We start from the raw sequence: 14,257 nt of genomic DNA on the forward strand, positions 1-14,257 counted from the left end.
TTACTATGTATTAATACAGTGGATAGCAACATCACAGACTGGAGTTATCTCAGTTATGAGAAAATTCCTGAAAACTTCAATAAATTGGGTTTAACAGAATCCGATTATCGCTTATTTAACAAAACTGATTGGGTGGTAACAGAAAAAATTCATGGTGCGAACTTTGGGATATGTACCGATGGTTTTGAGGTACGCTTTGCCAAAAGAAAGGAGTTTTTACAACCAGGAGAAGATTTTTTTGGCTATCAATCTTTACAAGCTAAATTAGAATCTCAGGCGCAAGAAATGTTTAGAATTTTGCAGTCTGATACTCGATTGCAAAAAATATATATCTATGGAGAATTATTTGGTGGTGAGTATCCTCACCCTGATGTAACCGCTATTAGCCATGTGCAGGCTGTGCAAACTGGTGTTTATTATTCACCAAAAATAGAATACTCTGCTTTTGATATTGTAGTGGTGCTGGGTGGAAAAGTGGCAGAAAAATCCTATTTAGATTATGAAATAGCACTCAAACTATTTCAGCAAGTTGGCATGATGGCATCTGCGCCGTTATTTATTGGTAAATATCATGATGCATTAGCATATAACATAGAGTTTGAATCTACAATTCCAGCAATTTTAGGTTTACCTAAATTACCTTTTCTTAATAAAGCTGAAGGAGTTGTAATTAAACCTCTGCATTCTATTGATGTGGAGACTGCTAAACAAAAAATCCGTCCGATTATTAAGCATAAAATCCCGGAGTTTGCTGAAGATAGCCGATTTCACCAAGCACAAAAATGGACTGTAAAACAACAGCCCATACTACAACACCAGATAAGTCTTGAAGAAGAATTAAGCCAAGAAATGCTGGCTTTGGTTACACCTACGAGATTAAACAATGTTATTTCTAAATTTGGCAGAGTTGATGTTAACAATATAAAACAGCGTCAACAATTAGTGGAATTATTAATGATAGATGTTTTAGAAAGTTTCCAAGAAGAGTATGCAAGTATTTTTAGTGCTTTAGAAACTGCCGAGCAGCAAAGTATGATTGAGCAATTGAATCAAGCATCACAACAGCTAGTTGATGCACAATTATAAAGTCTTTCGTCCACATAAAAAAGAGAAAATTAGCATTGGGACGGATGCGTTAGCGATAGCGTAACGCATCCTACGTTAACTATTACCTATTACTCAATCCCCAATCCCCAACATTCACTCTTGCTTCCAAGTACCGTGAAAACCTGGAGGAATAACACTAGGTAATCCAAGTTTGCACACAGGCGTTTCATTTAGGCGATCGCTATCAAATACCCAAACTTCGCTACTATGGCTATTACCATCATAAACAACGGTTAAGAGCCAGCTTTGTGCTTGATTTTGAGCATCTTGAACGTGAATCGGTTCAGAACAATAGCGATTTTCGCCTAAATCCGCTTCGGTGAAGGTTTCTGTTTGATGATCGAAACGAGCGATCGCATTTAATATTTCTCGGCTAATATCTGATTCTGGGCGGAATGAAGACATATAGGTGTAGCGCGAAGCTTGTCCGACATTTTGCTGCGGTACACTCGGAAATTCACAAAATCTGTCTACCAACTCTTGAATTGCTGTCACTTTACCTGTGTCGGGACGCAGATGAACTCGCGTTAAGGTACTTTTAGCAGCAGTGTGAGTTTCTCCTGAGCCTACTTCCTTGAGATATTGGTTAGTTTGAAAATCTTGATAGCGGGCAATATCAACAATTACTGTACCGCTAGCATCCACATAACCGTTAGCAAAATGCCACTGATACCAAGGTTCGGTTTGTCCGCGACTTACCAAAGATAAGTTTTCCCGATCAATCACCAAAACCTGAGTTCCCACCTCTGGCTGCCATTTGAGAGAATCGCTATATGTGCTAGTTCCAAGTAGGATAGACCACATATTTAACCGCACAGATGGGGCAAAAAATACAAGATACTGCCCTGCTAAGACAAAATCATGGATTAAGGGTGTACCTTCTAATGCAAACTTGGCTTTTTGCAGAATTTTGCCTGTAAAATCGCTTTTAAAAACATTAAGTGTGCCATTTGGCCCGGGACTAATACCAAAATTAAAAATCTCTTTTGTTTGGTAATCAACTTTAGGATGAGCAGAATAAGCCAATCCTTTATCCAATCCGCCTAAATTATCTAAGCCATGAGTTTCTAGGGTTTGAAGGTCGAGGCTATATGGATTATCGCCTTCCCAAAGAGCCAGAAGTTTATCAGGTAATGCCAAAACTGAGGTATTAGCAACATTTTTGATCGGTCTGCGCCATTGATTCCAAATTGGCCCCGGTGCAGTCATACCATAGTTACCATACAGCAGCTTACCTGCGGCAGCTTCATGTTGATAACCTACGGTTTGCACATAGCGATAAACTCCTGTGGCTCCAGCATCGGTAAAATTGACAGCTAAAATTGCCCCATCGCCATCAAACCAATGTCCCATATGCATACCGCCACGTTCTAGCCTTGCTGGGCCATTGCGGTAAAGTGTGCCACGTAAGCCTTCAGGGATATTGCCAGCCAGAATCGGTAATTCGGTACGCGGAAATTCTACCCCAGGTTGGGCGATCGCATTTGCCCAAGCTCTTTTTGTTGACTTTTTGTCTATTGTCTGCATAATAAAACTCGCTTTCACAATTCAAAGGCGATCGCTAGAATTGCCTTTACATTACATCTCTTTATTTATCGGTGTATAAAATGCTTGCTGTTTAACTAACAGAGGGATGGTGATGTTTTTCTATTTTATCGAACGATTGGAGGATTCCCGACATCTTGACTTATTGGACTCATGCGATCGCTTTTTTGATTTTCAGCATCCAGATTATTTCACTGTCATCATAGCTATTGCTGATCATGGGATGGGGATGAGCGAACAAGTCAAAGCCAAAATATTTGACCACTTATTTACTACTAAAGCTGTGGGTAAAGGTACAGGTTTGGGACTAGCGATCGCACGTCAGATTATTGTAGAAAAACACAATGGTATTTTGTCTGTAAATTCTACACCAGGCGAAGGTACTAAATTTATCATTACTATCCCCATTCTGACTCAGACTCTTGCTGAAAGTAGAGCGAAAGGTTTAACCACATTCTTTATTGTAGTTCTTGAATCACACATACTCGAAAGGCGATCGCCTGAAAATTCTCCTGTTGCTTTACAAGAAATTTTCCGTATTCAATGATCATTAGAGTGTGGTTATACCCGAAATAATGGAGAACTTTTATGCAAGGTATTGATGTTGCAGGTCAAGATGGCAGAGTAGATTGGACAGCAGTGAAAAACTCTGGTAAAACCTTCGCTTTTGTAAAAGCTACAGAAGGCGCTTCGGTGAAAGATCCCACTTTTGCTCGTCACTGGCCAACTATGAAGGCGGCGGGAATTATTCGTGGGGCTTATCATTTTTTTCACCCACGTACTTCCGATCCAGTTGTACAAGCTCAAGAGTTCTTAAAAACAATTGGCAAATTGGAACCTGGAGACTTACCACCAGTTTTAGATATAGAAGTCACTGATAATGTCAACGATCCAAAATTGATCATTAATGCCGCAAAGCAGTGGTTAGTAGTAGTTGAGAAAGCGCTTCTACAACAAACAGGAAAACCAATAAAACCAATTATTTATACTTACCCAGGTTTCTGGGAAGGGCTTGGTAACCCCACTGGTTTTGCTGAATACCAACTCTGGATTGCCCACTACGATCAACCCCAGCCAACAGTTCCTACTACTTGGCAAGGAGAATATTTAATTCATCAATTTAGAGAAGATGTCTCTGGTGTACCAGGCGTAAGTGGTAAAGCTGATTTGAATCGATTTAAGGATTTGCAACCTGGTGATTCCGGTTTAAGGGTCAAAAACCTACAACAACAATTAACAGCCATTGGTTTGTATACAGGTGCTATTGATGGCAAATTTTCATCGGCTGTTAAAGATGCTGTCATTAGTTTTCAATCATCTAAAGGTCTACAAGCAGATGGAATTGTCGGGATTAAAACTTGGCTCTCTTTACTTTGGATTTGATTGCTTACCAAAAGTGAATTCAGCGTTGTTATGTCTTCATTTATTTAATTGATTGCATTTTAGAGAACCAAAACCTTGATATTTAAATAATTGACATCTTATTTAATTGATTGCATTTTTAGATAACCAAAACCTCCATACTTAATTTGAATTGACTCCAAAATAAGAGGCAAGGTTACCTTGCCTCATCAATCTATAAAATAATAATTGCAATTTTAAACTTTAGTACTTAACTAATAGCTAGATTTAAATTTTAAACAACTACCAAGATTTAGAATAACTGAGCCAACTAAAATTATAAATCCAATTAATTGTATTGGCATAATTGATTCATGGAGAATTGACACATTAAACATTAGTGAAAACAGCGGAGTTAGTAATGCAATCATTGAACATATTTGTGTTGAATTTAGATGCAATGCTTGATTCCACAGTAAAGAAGCAATCGTATTCGGAAATACCGCTAAATAGATAATCCCTAGCCATTGAGTAGAGGTTAATGTCAATGTCAAGCCAAATGCTGGTACTAAACCGAGTAAAAACAACAAGCCAAATAAGTTAAACAAAAACATTCCTGCATCTGGATCAAAATTTTTGTGCTTGATCAACACACAAAACAAAGCCCAAGTTGCTGCTGCTGCTAATGTTGCAGCAGTACCAAGATTTAATTGAATCGCCAATATTTGGTTTTTGGCAATCAACAAATACACTCCCACACAACCTGTTATCAGCAGTAAGACTGATTTGCGAGATAACTTTTCATGAAACCACAAGGCTCCAAAGAATGTCATCAGCAATGGATAGATATAAAACATGACAACCACCTGGGAAGCTGGCAGAAGTTGATAGCCTTTCAAGCCGCAGATTTGCTGAATACCCATACCCATAATTCCAGCAATTACGAAGAAAAACTGCTGCTTTTTCCATTCCTTTTGCAGAATTAGCAATTTTTTCTGCCTGACAATGTTAATACCAAGAACGCAAGTTGACAAGAAAGTCACATATAGCGTTGTGGTAAAACTATCGAGATGTGGCACAGTTAATTTGAATGTCACACCAATTGTTGCCCAAATCAAAATAGCTAACAATGCATACAGCAGACCTTTAAAACCAAAAGCAGACTTTTTTAAGTAATCTATTGTCATAATCATTGACTTATTTGTGTAGCCTACTTTCATAAGTCAAGATTTAACAATGGTCAATAGTCATAATACATTTAAGCAAGATTTAGCGGATAGTAAACTATTGCTTAAATTCCTCGTAATCGTCTAATTAGACAATTAATTACGGTATCAACAATTAGGTGACTGCATAAGTCAAAAATTCAACTCCTTGACTTGCCAATCTTTACAATGATGATTATTGCTATTTATTGCTAATAATTCTATTTTTTAATTCCCCGAAAATTCCCAAAAATTAGCCTCGCCATTAGCGGACAAAAGACCCGTTTCTCACTAGGGAATAGGGAATAGTTAACTCTATTTTCGTTCTCGGGGAAAATCAAGGTGCTAAAAATGGCTTTTGGGTATAAACTAAAACCAAATTTCCGAGAAATTAGTTATTAGGTGCAATTAATGTCTACTGCTACGGTTAAAGCCTGTAGTTTGGGGCGCAACATTTATCTTAACGTCCACGGCTTCGGCAGAGCGATCGCTTTATTTATGATGCTGTGGGGGTGTACAGCACCAGGCTTTAATGCCTCTAATTTAACTTGGAAAACTTATATCAATACACGTTATAACTTTGAGTTTCCCTACCCTAGCAACTGGAATGCTTTACCACCACCAGAAAATAATGATGGAATAGTCTTTGTTTCCCCGCAAGATGAATCAGTAAAAATTCGGTCTTGGGCAGGTAATCAGCTACCAGCATCTTTGAATCCAGACCAAAACGCCAAAATCACAGTCAATCCCAATTTTCAAAATGCTCAAGGAATATCTGGGGTTTTAGTTGTGGAAGTAGGTCAAAAAGAAAGTTCCATGACCCTAACCATCACTCAAGGTCAAATTAAATACTACTGGCGAGGACAAAGCCAAAGCCAAGATTTTACTGATTACTACCACTTGTTTTACTACATAGCCCAGCAATACAAAGTGCCAAAGCAATGATGGGCATGGGGCATTGGGCATTGGGCATGGGGCATGGGGCATTGGGCATTGGGCATTGGGCATTGGGCATTGGGCATTGGGTAATCGGTAATTGGTAATTGGGCTGTTATTTCTCCCCCCTGCTTCCTCATCCCCCTCATCCCCCTCATCCCCCCTCATCCCCCTCATCCCCCAATCCCCAATTTTCACCCTTTAGGTAGTTGAGACGTGACACAAACCTGGTAGATTTAGCTTACAGCGAGTGAAAACAGGTAAAAATGAAAGTCCTGGTTATTGGTGGCGATGGGTATTGTGGTTGGGCAACTGCTCTTTACCTTTCAAATCAAGGTTACGAAGTTGGGATTTTAGATAGTTTAGTGCGGCGGCACTGGGATAACGAGCTTGGTGTCGAAACTCTTACTCCGATCGCGCCAATTCAGCAACGTCTCCAGCGCTGGTACGATTTAACTGGTAAATCCATAGACTTGTTTGTTGGCGATATCACTAACTATGAATTCCTCCATAAAGCGCTGCACAAATTCCAACCCAGCGCTATAGTCCATTTTGGGGAACAGCGTTCGGCTCCATTTTCTATGATTGACCGTGAACACGCAGTTGTGACTCAGGTCAACAATGTAGTGGGCACTTTGAATTTGCTCTATGCGATGCGGGAAGATTTTCCTGATTGTCATCTTGTGAAGTTAGGGACAATGGGTGAATATGGTACTCCCAACATCGACATTGAAGAAGGCTATATCACCATTGAACATAATGGTCGCAAAGATACATTGCCTTATCCCAAACAGCCAGGTTCAATGTATCACCTCAGCAAAGTGCATGATAGTCACAATATCCATTTTGCTTGTCGGATTTGGGGACTGCGCGCTACAGACTTGAATCAAGGTGTGGTTTATGGCGTTTTAACTGAAGAAACGGGAATGGATGAAATGTTGATCAACCGCCTGGATTATGATGGCGTGTTTGGTACAGCACTCAACCGCTTCTGCATTCAAGCAGCTATCGGTCATCCTCTGACTGTTTACGGTAAAGGCGGACAAACACGCGGCTTTTTGGATATTCGGGATACAGTGAGGTGTGTAGAATTAGCGATCGCTAATCCTGCTCAAGCTGGCGAATTCCGTGTCTTCAACCAATTCACTGAACAATTTAGCGTTGGTGATTTGGCAATCATGGTGAAGAAAGCCGGCAATGCTATGGGAATCAATGTGGATATTAATCATCTAGATAATCCCAGAGTTGAGAAAGAAGAGCATTATTTCAACGCTAAAAACACTAAGCTGTTGGATTTAGGCTTACAACCTCACTATCTCTCTGATTCTCTCCTCGATTCTCTATTAAACTTTGCCATCAAATATCAAACCCGAGTCGATCAAAAGCAAATTTTGCCTAAAGTCTCTTGGCATAGAAAATAGGCTTAAGTAATTCGTAATTTCTAAGTCGTAATTCGTAGTTACTCTTATTGGGTATGGGGCATGAAAATCCGTCTTTCCTATGCCTCATGGGCCCTTCGGGTGAATCCTTCGGATACGCTACGCGAGCGCAGTCGCCTGCGGAGGGAAACCCTCCTGCAGCGCTGTCTCACCATGCGCCATGCCCATGTTCAATTTAGACACTGTTCAATTACGAATTACGAATTACGAATTACGAATTATTTATGCGGCTGATAACAGAACCTTATCTAAATCAAGTAAGTTGCTGGCCTCAAACTGGTCGTCACATTCTAGCCCAATATGACGACCAATCAATTGTTGTGTACCAAGCATATCGTCCGGCTATTGGTCATTTCGCCGCCACTCATGGTTATTTTGGTGGCGACTTTAGTTTTGACCGCATGAGTTGGATCAAACCTAATTTTTTATGGATGATGTATCGTTCCGGATGGGGTATAAAAACTGAGCAAGGAGTAGTATTAGCTATTTGGATTCAACGTTGGTCTTTTGAAGAAATGTTGTCAGTTGCAGTGCATTCCACTTTTATGCCCGAATTATATCCCAGTGAAACTACTTGGAAAGCAGCGCTAAAAGAATCACAAGTAAGATTACAATGGGACCCAGATCATCACCCATCTGGTGCTAAATTAGAACGGCGTGCTATTCAGATAGGGCTACGCGGAAAATTCTTAGCTAATTATGCCAAAGATTGGATCTTGCATATTGAAGATATCTCTGATTTTGTCCAACAACAGCGGCAAAACATTAATTCTGACTGTGCCCAATTGATTACGCCACGGGAGACAGTTTACTCTGTGAGTGATCAACAAACGCAAAAGCAGCTGGGATTATCTGCCTGGACTGAATAGTATTTTATGAGAATTGCTCTATTCACTGAAACCTTTTTGCCCAAGGTTGACGGTATTGTAACGCGCTTGCGTCATACCGTTGACCATCTACAGCGTCATGGAAATCAAGTTTTAGTGGTTGCCCCTGAAGGCGGGATCACCGAACATAAAGGAGCTAAAGTTTACGGCGTGACTGGCTTTCCTTTGCCATTGTATCCAGAATTAAAAATGGCATTGCCTCGCCCAGCTATAGGTTACGCTTTAGAGGAGTTTAAGCCAGATATTATTCATGTCGTCAATCCTGCAGTTTTGGGTTTATCTGGCATATTTTACAGCAAAATCCTCAAAATTCCTTTAGTAGCCTCTTATCATACTCATTTACCCCAATATCTCCAGCATTACGGCTTAGGAATGTTGGAAGGTGTGCTGTGGGAATTATTGAAAACTGCACATAATCAAGCCGAGTTAAACCTGTGTACTTCCACTGCAATGATGGCAGAATTGACAGCACATGGCATTGAACGAGTAGATTTGTGGCAAAGAGGGGTGGATACAGAATTATTTCATCCTAGTTTAGCCAGTGCCGAAATGCGATCGCGTTTATCGCAAAATCATCCAGAAAGTCCTTTGTTACTATATGTTGGTCGCCTGTCTGCGGAAAAAGAAATTGAGCGCATCAAACCGATTTTAGAAGCAATTCCCGAAGCGCGCTTGGCATTGGTCGGAGATGGCCCCCACCGCCAAGCCCTAGAAAAGCACTTTGCTGGCACAAACACCAACTTTGTTGGCTATCTTATGGGACGGGAATTAGGTTCGGCTTTTGCGAGTGCTGATGCCTTTATTTTTCCTTCCCGTACAGAGACACTAGGATTAGTGTTATTAGAAGCAATGGCAGCCGGTTGCCCAGTAGTAGCAGCCCGTTCTGGAGGAATTCCTGATATTGTTACAGATGGGGTCAACGGCTATCTTTTTAAGCCTACAGCAGATATTCAAGGTGCAATTACCGCTACTGTTCGCCTGTTACAAGAGAAACAAGAATGTGACCTGATCCGTCAAAATGCTCGTAAAGAAGCTGAAAAATGGGGATGGGCAAACGCCACTCGCCAGTTACAGGATTACTATGAAAAGGTAATTTACGCGCAACAATTGACAGCAGCCATCTGATAAAAATTTAACAGTCCCAACATTAGCCACAACTCTTCAAATGCCTTACGGGTCAAGGGTCAAGGGTCAAAAGTCAAAACTAGTTTATTATCCTTGTCCCCTTGTCTCCCAATCCCCAATCCCTAATCCCCAGTCCCCAGTCCCCAATCCCCAATCCCCAGTCCTCATGACACTCCCTAATCCTGGTAGCGTCTTGGCTACATTAACCGAACTCACTCAAGTCAATCGTACCCACGCTTTATTGCGTCGTGTGAAAGACCTTTCTGTTAACGAATTTGTTTGTTTATTAGATTTTATTACTGCGGAATTTCAGCAATTTCTCAGAGCTATTGAATTAATCAATAATGAAGCTCTAGAAACTATGTTGGAAAAAGTTCTAGAAGCAATCACATTAAAAATAGGTCAAATTCTGCAAGCAGAACACACGGCTATTTTTTTAGTAGATTATGATAAAAATCAATTGTGGTCAAAAGTTCCCCAGGATAATACACAAAAATTTTTAGAAATTCGTACGCCCATTACAGTTGGTATTCCTGGTCATGTTGCCAGTACTGGACAATATTTAAATATAGCTGAAACTTCTACTCATCCCTTATTTAGCCCAGATTTAGAAAAGCAAATGGGCTATAAAATTCATAATATTTTATGTATGCCAGTTATGAGCAGCAAAAATCAAACTGTAGCTGTAGTACAACTGGCCAATAAAGCTGGTGATTTGCCATTTAATCAAGATGATGAAGAACGGTTTCGGGATTTTGCTGCTTCGATTGGGATTATCTTAGAAAGCTGTCAGACTTTTTATGTCGCAGCACGCAACCAACGGGGAGCAACAGCACTTTTAAGAGCAACTCAAACTCTGGGGCAAAGTTTAGATTTAGAAGCAACTTTGCAAATAGTTATGGAGCAAGCCCGAATTTTAATGCAAGCAGATCGCAGTACTCTGTTTTTGCATCGTAAAGAAATGGGCGAACTTTGGACAAAGGTAGCCGCCGCCGCAGATGGTGCAAATACTATAGAAATCCGGATGCCCAGCAATCGCGGTATTGTTGGTTTTGTGGCTTCCACTGGGCAAGCTGTAAATATTCCCGATGCTTATAAAGACCCCCGGTTTGACCCAACTACAGATAGAAAAACTGGATATGTAACTCGCAATATTTTGTGTTTGCCTGTGTTTAATTCAGCCAATGAATTAATTGGCGTAACACAGTTAATTAATAAACAGCAAGGTAGTTTTACTGCCTCTGATGAAGAATTTATGCGAGCATTTAATATCCAAGCTGGAATTGCTTTGGAAAATGCTCGTTTATTTGAAAATGTCCTGTTAGAAAAACAGTATCAAAAAGACATTTTACAAAGTTTGTCTGATGCGGTTATTTCTACAGATATGGAAGGGAGAATTGTCACTATTAATGATGCCGCATTAGCATTACTTGGTTGTCCTGTTAGAGATACAAATACAAAACCTAATAAGCGGTTGTGGGAACAAAATTTACTCGGTCGCTTGGTTTGGGAAGTGGTACCAATTGAAAATTTGCAAATGCGCTTGGAAGATAGTTTAAAAACAGGGGCTAAACATTACGTTCCCGAGCAAAGTTTGACTGTGGGGTTATATCCCATCCAAAGTTCTGAAACTAAGTCGCCCAGTGAAACCTTAGATGCAGGAGTTTGGACGCAGCATTTTATTTTGGCAGTACGCGATCGCACTAATCCAGATGTGTTTATTCCCTGGAATCAACCCCTAACTCCTCAATCGAAGTTTTTGAGTGCTAGCGAGGTACAAAAGTTAGAACGCAGCCTGAATTTAACAGTAAATCCCCTAACTAACCCAGAAGGCGGCGTGAGAGGTGGCTTAGTTGTCTTAGAAGACATCAGCCGCGAAAAACGCATGAAAACTACCATGTACCGCTATCTCACCCCCCATGTAGCCGAACAGGTTATGGCTTTGGGGGAAGATGCTTTAATGGTGGGGGAACGCAAGGAAGTAACTATCTTATTTTCCGATATTCGCGGTTACACCACACTCACAGAAAATCTCGGGGCGGCGGAGGTGGTATCGCTGCTCAACCAATATTTTGAAACGATGGTAGAGGCAGTATTTAACCATGAAGGCACCCTAGATAAGTTTATTGGTGATGCTTTAATGGCAGTATTTGGCGCACCTTTACCATTAACAGAAAATCACGCCTGGCGTTCTGTACAAGCAGCCCTAGATATGCGCCAACGCCTAGCAGAATTTAATCGCCGGCGGATTATTCAATCACAACCACAAATTAACATCGGCATTGGGATTAGTTCGGGAGAAGTGGTTTCTGGTAACATCGGTTCTCACAAACGCATGGATTACACCGTCATCGGTGATGGCGTAAATTTAAGTTCCCGTTTGGAAGCCGTCACCAAAGAATATGGTTGTGACATTATTTTGAGCGAATTTACCTACCAACTGTGCAGCGATCGCATTTGGACGCGTCAGCTAGATAAAATCCGCGTCAAAGGTAAGTATCAAGCGGTAAATATCTATGAATTAATTAGCGATCGCACTCAACCCCTCGACGATGCTACCCAAGAATTTCTGTTTTATTACCAGTCGGGGCGCATAGCTTACTTAGCAAGGAACTTTACCCGGGCGATCGCTTGCTTTGAAGCCGCAAAAAATCTTCGCCCTCATGACCAAGCAGTTAATATCCATATAGAACGCTCTTATAACTATCAAAAAACACCACCCCACGATTCTTGGGATGGTGTCTGGACAATGGCAAATAAATAGGGCATGGGGCATGGGGCATGGGGCATTTATTATTTGTTATTTCTCCTTCAGTTTCCTCTGCTTCTTCCTTTTTTGTTGTTTTCAAGTCAGCCATCAAGCAGATATACACCAGTTTTATAAAAATTCTTCTTACTAATCCCTAGTCCCTAGTCCCTATTCCCTATTCCCTAGCTTTCCGGTGGTGTATCTTGATTATCTTGGTCATCCTGAAAAGGATTTTCACCAATTTTCAATTGTTTTTTTGTACGTTTTAATTGTTTCCACAGATCCTTAATTTGTTCGTATGCTTCTTCTGGTGGCAATTTACCCCCGGTTTCTAAGTTACAAATATAACTCACTCGTTGGGCAAATTCCTGTAGATTAGAATTGAAAACTAAGTTTTCTGGCTTCACTTGACCGTAGTAACGGCCACGAGGATAGAGAAAATCATCTTTGCTCACTATATTTTTCTCCACTTATTCAACTCCCCCTGTATCTATATTCTGAAGCTGAATCTCTAGCCAATCTACATCTGCGTCTTGTCCAGTCGGGAGTAATTGCAAAATTAAACCTCTCTGGTGTAAACCTTTTGGGTAAATTTGTCAATTTTGATGGTGCTAGGGATGATCGAGCTGACAATCATTAAATAGTAGGCTTAAAAACAGTGTCTTTTATTAACGTACAAAAAGTAATATAGTTTACGCTCCTTTTGCTGTCCAATTCATTACATTTTAGTGCATCATTCATGAAATAACGCACATCATTTAAGTATACAGAAAGTATTATTAATAATGTATTAATATATACTGTAATGTGCTGAACATAAGATGTATTTTCCTCTATTCATCAACAAATTTATATAGATTGTCAAAAAATACTCTTGGTAGGCAGCGTAAATTACGCGGAATCTCGATGGGAGTTAGCCAACTGTCAGTAGTAAATCACCCCTGACTGATGAATCATAGCTAATGACTATTAACTAAAGATAAAATGGTTAAGCCTCAAAAACCAAAATCTGCCCATCACCTGTAAATTTACTGCCAACCATGTCTGTTAATTCCAAGTTATACGAAGGCAAAGCAAAAATACTCTATACGACGGAAGATCCTGAAATCTTACTGGCTGATTATAAAGATGATGCCACAGCCTTTAATGCCCAAAAACGCGGCAGTATCATAGGTAAGGGAAATATTAATTGCACTATTTCTAGTAAACTGTTTGAACAGTTAGAGGCAAGGGGGATTAAAACTCATTTTATTGATAGCCCCGCCCCAAACCAAATGCGGGTAAAGGCTGTGAAGATTTTACCCTTAGAAGTAGTTGTGCGGAATATTGCTGCTGGTAGCCTGTGTCAACAAACAGGTCTACCATTGGGCACAATACTAAAACAGCCTTTGGTAGAGTTTTACTACAAAAACGACGCATTAGGAGATCCGTTATTAACAAGCGATCGCCTCTACCTGCTGGAACTAGCTACTCCGGAACAAGTTGAGACAATTACCCATCTAGCATTGCAAATCAACGAGTTTCTACGGGACTTTTGGCAGCGTTGTCGGATTACACTAGTAGACTTCAAACTAGAGTTTGGCGTTGATTCACATCAGCAAGTGCTGTTGGCAGATGAAATTAGTCCAGACACTTGTCGGTTATGGGATTCAGCAGAAGCGGACGCTAACCGTCGGGTAATGGATAAAGACCGCTTTCGCAAAGACTTAGGAAATATAGAAGATGCTTACCAGGAGGTTTTACAAAGAGTTTTACAAGCCGTAGGATCTGAAAATTAAATTAGCAAGGTAAAAATATAATTTTCTATAGTTTTTAATTTTTACCTTTGGCATGATTAGCAGATTTACGCAAGTGTCATAATTTTTCTCACTTACGTAGTCGAGGGTTAAATATCAAATTTCCAAAAAACTTGAGCTTTTAATT

The 14,257-nt window shown here is 40.3% G+C and carries 12 protein-coding genes and 1 pseudogene; 9 read left to right on the top strand and 4 right to left on the bottom strand.

Going from position 1 to position 14,257, the window contains the following annotated elements; all coding sequences use genetic code 11:
- The first annotated feature begins 18 nt into the window (after positions 1 to 18).
- A complete protein-coding gene (locus HG267_RS29065; protein ID WP_235623068.1) occupies positions 19 to 1,086 on the top strand; it encodes an RNA ligase family protein in 1,068 nt (355 codons plus the stop codon).
- Between the two features lie 114 nt (positions 1,087 to 1,200).
- Here the strand turns inward: HG267_RS29065 and HG267_RS29070 are convergent, their stop codons facing one another.
- Entirely contained in the window at positions 1,201 to 2,634 is a 1,434-nt protein-coding gene (locus HG267_RS29070; protein WP_045871154.1) for a carotenoid oxygenase family protein, read from the bottom strand.
- A 214-nt stretch (positions 2,635 to 2,848) separates the two neighbouring features.
- On the opposite strand from HG267_RS29070, the pseudogene HG267_RS42020 reads away from it, so the two are divergent.
- Both HG267_RS42020 and HG267_RS29080 read left to right on the top strand, forming a co-directional pair.
- Positions 2,849 to 3,070: pseudogene (locus tag HG267_RS42020) on the top strand (sensor histidine kinase); the annotation flags it as partial.
- Positions 3,071 to 3,240: 170 nt separating this feature from the next.
- The gene (locus tag HG267_RS29080) at positions 3,241 to 4,035 is read left to right on the top strand and encodes a GH25 family lysozyme (protein ID WP_045871155.1); all 795 of its coding nucleotides are present in this window, start codon (positions 3,241 to 3,243) and stop codon (positions 4,033 to 4,035) included.
- Positions 4,036 to 4,268: 233 nt separating this feature from the next.
- On the opposite strand, the gene HG267_RS29085 is transcribed toward HG267_RS29080, so the two are convergent.
- On the bottom strand, positions 4,269 to 5,180 hold the full coding sequence (locus HG267_RS29085; RefSeq protein WP_045871156.1) for a DMT family transporter: 912 nt from the start codon (positions 5,178 to 5,180) through the stop codon (positions 4,269 to 4,271).
- A gap of 429 nt (positions 5,181 to 5,609) precedes the next feature.
- Between HG267_RS29085 and HG267_RS29090 the strand changes: the two genes are divergently transcribed.
- Positions 5,610 to 6,143, top strand: a complete 534-nt coding sequence (locus HG267_RS29090; protein ID WP_052335231.1) for a hypothetical protein — start codon at positions 5,610 to 5,612, stop codon at positions 6,141 to 6,143.
- Here HG267_RS29090 and HG267_RS29095 read toward each other — a convergent pair.
- Positions 6,107 to 6,274 (bottom strand): hypothetical protein, encoded by a 168-nt coding sequence (locus tag HG267_RS29095; RefSeq protein WP_263419987.1) that lies wholly within the window; start codon positions 6,272 to 6,274, stop codon positions 6,107 to 6,109. The two genes, HG267_RS29090 and HG267_RS29095, sit on opposite strands and share 37 nt — an antisense overlap.
- Before the next feature lie 126 nt (positions 6,275 to 6,400).
- On the opposite strand from HG267_RS29095, the gene HG267_RS29100 reads away from it, so the two are divergent.
- The 4 genes from HG267_RS29100 (at position 6,401) to HG267_RS29115 (ending at position 12,349) form a co-directional block, all read left to right on the top strand.
- Positions 6,401 to 7,555, top strand: coding sequence for an NAD-dependent epimerase/dehydratase family protein (locus HG267_RS29100; RefSeq protein WP_045871157.1), 1,155 nt, complete (start codon positions 6,401 to 6,403; stop codon positions 7,553 to 7,555).
- A 242-nt stretch (positions 7,556 to 7,797) separates the two neighbouring features.
- Positions 7,798 to 8,442, top strand: a complete 645-nt coding sequence (locus HG267_RS29105; protein WP_045871158.1) for a DUF4291 domain-containing protein — start codon at positions 7,798 to 7,800, stop codon at positions 8,440 to 8,442.
- A gap of 6 nt (positions 8,443 to 8,448) precedes the next feature.
- On the top strand, positions 8,449 to 9,585 hold the full coding sequence (locus HG267_RS29110) for a glycosyltransferase family 4 protein (RefSeq protein ID WP_045871159.1): 1,137 nt from the start codon (positions 8,449 to 8,451) through the stop codon (positions 9,583 to 9,585).
- A gap of 166 nt (positions 9,586 to 9,751) precedes the next feature.
- Positions 9,752 to 12,349 (top strand): GAF domain-containing protein, encoded by a 2,598-nt coding sequence (locus HG267_RS29115; RefSeq protein WP_045871160.1) that lies wholly within the window; start codon positions 9,752 to 9,754, stop codon positions 12,347 to 12,349.
- Between the two features lie 167 nt (positions 12,350 to 12,516).
- On the opposite strand, the gene HG267_RS29120 is transcribed toward HG267_RS29115, so the two are convergent.
- Positions 12,517 to 12,789, bottom strand: coding sequence for a hypothetical protein (locus tag HG267_RS29120; RefSeq protein ID WP_045871161.1), 273 nt, complete (start codon positions 12,787 to 12,789; stop codon positions 12,517 to 12,519).
- A 585-nt stretch (positions 12,790 to 13,374) separates the two neighbouring features.
- Here HG267_RS29120 and purC point away from each other — a divergent pair.
- Positions 13,375 to 14,112 (top strand): phosphoribosylaminoimidazolesuccinocarboxamide synthase, encoded by a 738-nt coding sequence (gene purC, locus HG267_RS29125; RefSeq protein WP_045871162.1) that lies wholly within the window; start codon positions 13,375 to 13,377, stop codon positions 14,110 to 14,112.
- Positions 14,113 to 14,257: the final 145 nt, after the last annotated feature.

Origin of the sequence: Tolypothrix sp. PCC 7601 (assembly GCF_025677855.1) — a bacterium.
In the GTDB taxonomy this organism is placed as follows: domain Bacteria; phylum Cyanobacteriota; class Cyanobacteriia; order Cyanobacteriales; family Nostocaceae; genus Aulosira; species Aulosira diplosiphon.

Coding starts and splice junctions, on each gene's coding strand:
- HG267_RS29070 (WP_045871154.1), bottom strand. CDS start 2,634: ATGCAGACAATAGACAAAAAGTCAACAAAAAGAGCTTGGGCAAATGCG.
- HG267_RS29080 (WP_045871155.1), top strand. CDS start 3,241: ATGCAAGGTATTGATGTTGCAGGTCAAGATGGCAGAGTAGATTGGACA.
- HG267_RS29085 (WP_045871156.1), bottom strand. CDS start 5,180: ATGACAATAGATTACTTAAAAAAGTCTGCTTTTGGTTTTAAAGGTCTG.
- HG267_RS29090 (WP_052335231.1), top strand. CDS start 5,610: ATGTCTACTGCTACGGTTAAAGCCTGTAGTTTGGGGCGCAACATTTAT.
- HG267_RS29095 (WP_263419987.1), bottom strand. CDS start 6,274: ATGAGGAAGCAGGGGGGAGAAATAACAGCCCAATTACCAATTACCGAT.
- HG267_RS29100 (WP_045871157.1), top strand. CDS start 6,401: ATGAAAGTCCTGGTTATTGGTGGCGATGGGTATTGTGGTTGGGCAACT.
- HG267_RS29105 (WP_045871158.1), top strand. CDS start 7,798: ATGCGGCTGATAACAGAACCTTATCTAAATCAAGTAAGTTGCTGGCCT.
- HG267_RS29110 (WP_045871159.1), top strand. CDS start 8,449: ATGAGAATTGCTCTATTCACTGAAACCTTTTTGCCCAAGGTTGACGGT.
- HG267_RS29115 (WP_045871160.1), top strand. CDS start 9,752: ATGACACTCCCTAATCCTGGTAGCGTCTTGGCTACATTAACCGAACTC.
- purC (WP_045871162.1), top strand. CDS start 13,375: ATGTCTGTTAATTCCAAGTTATACGAAGGCAAAGCAAAAATACTCTAT.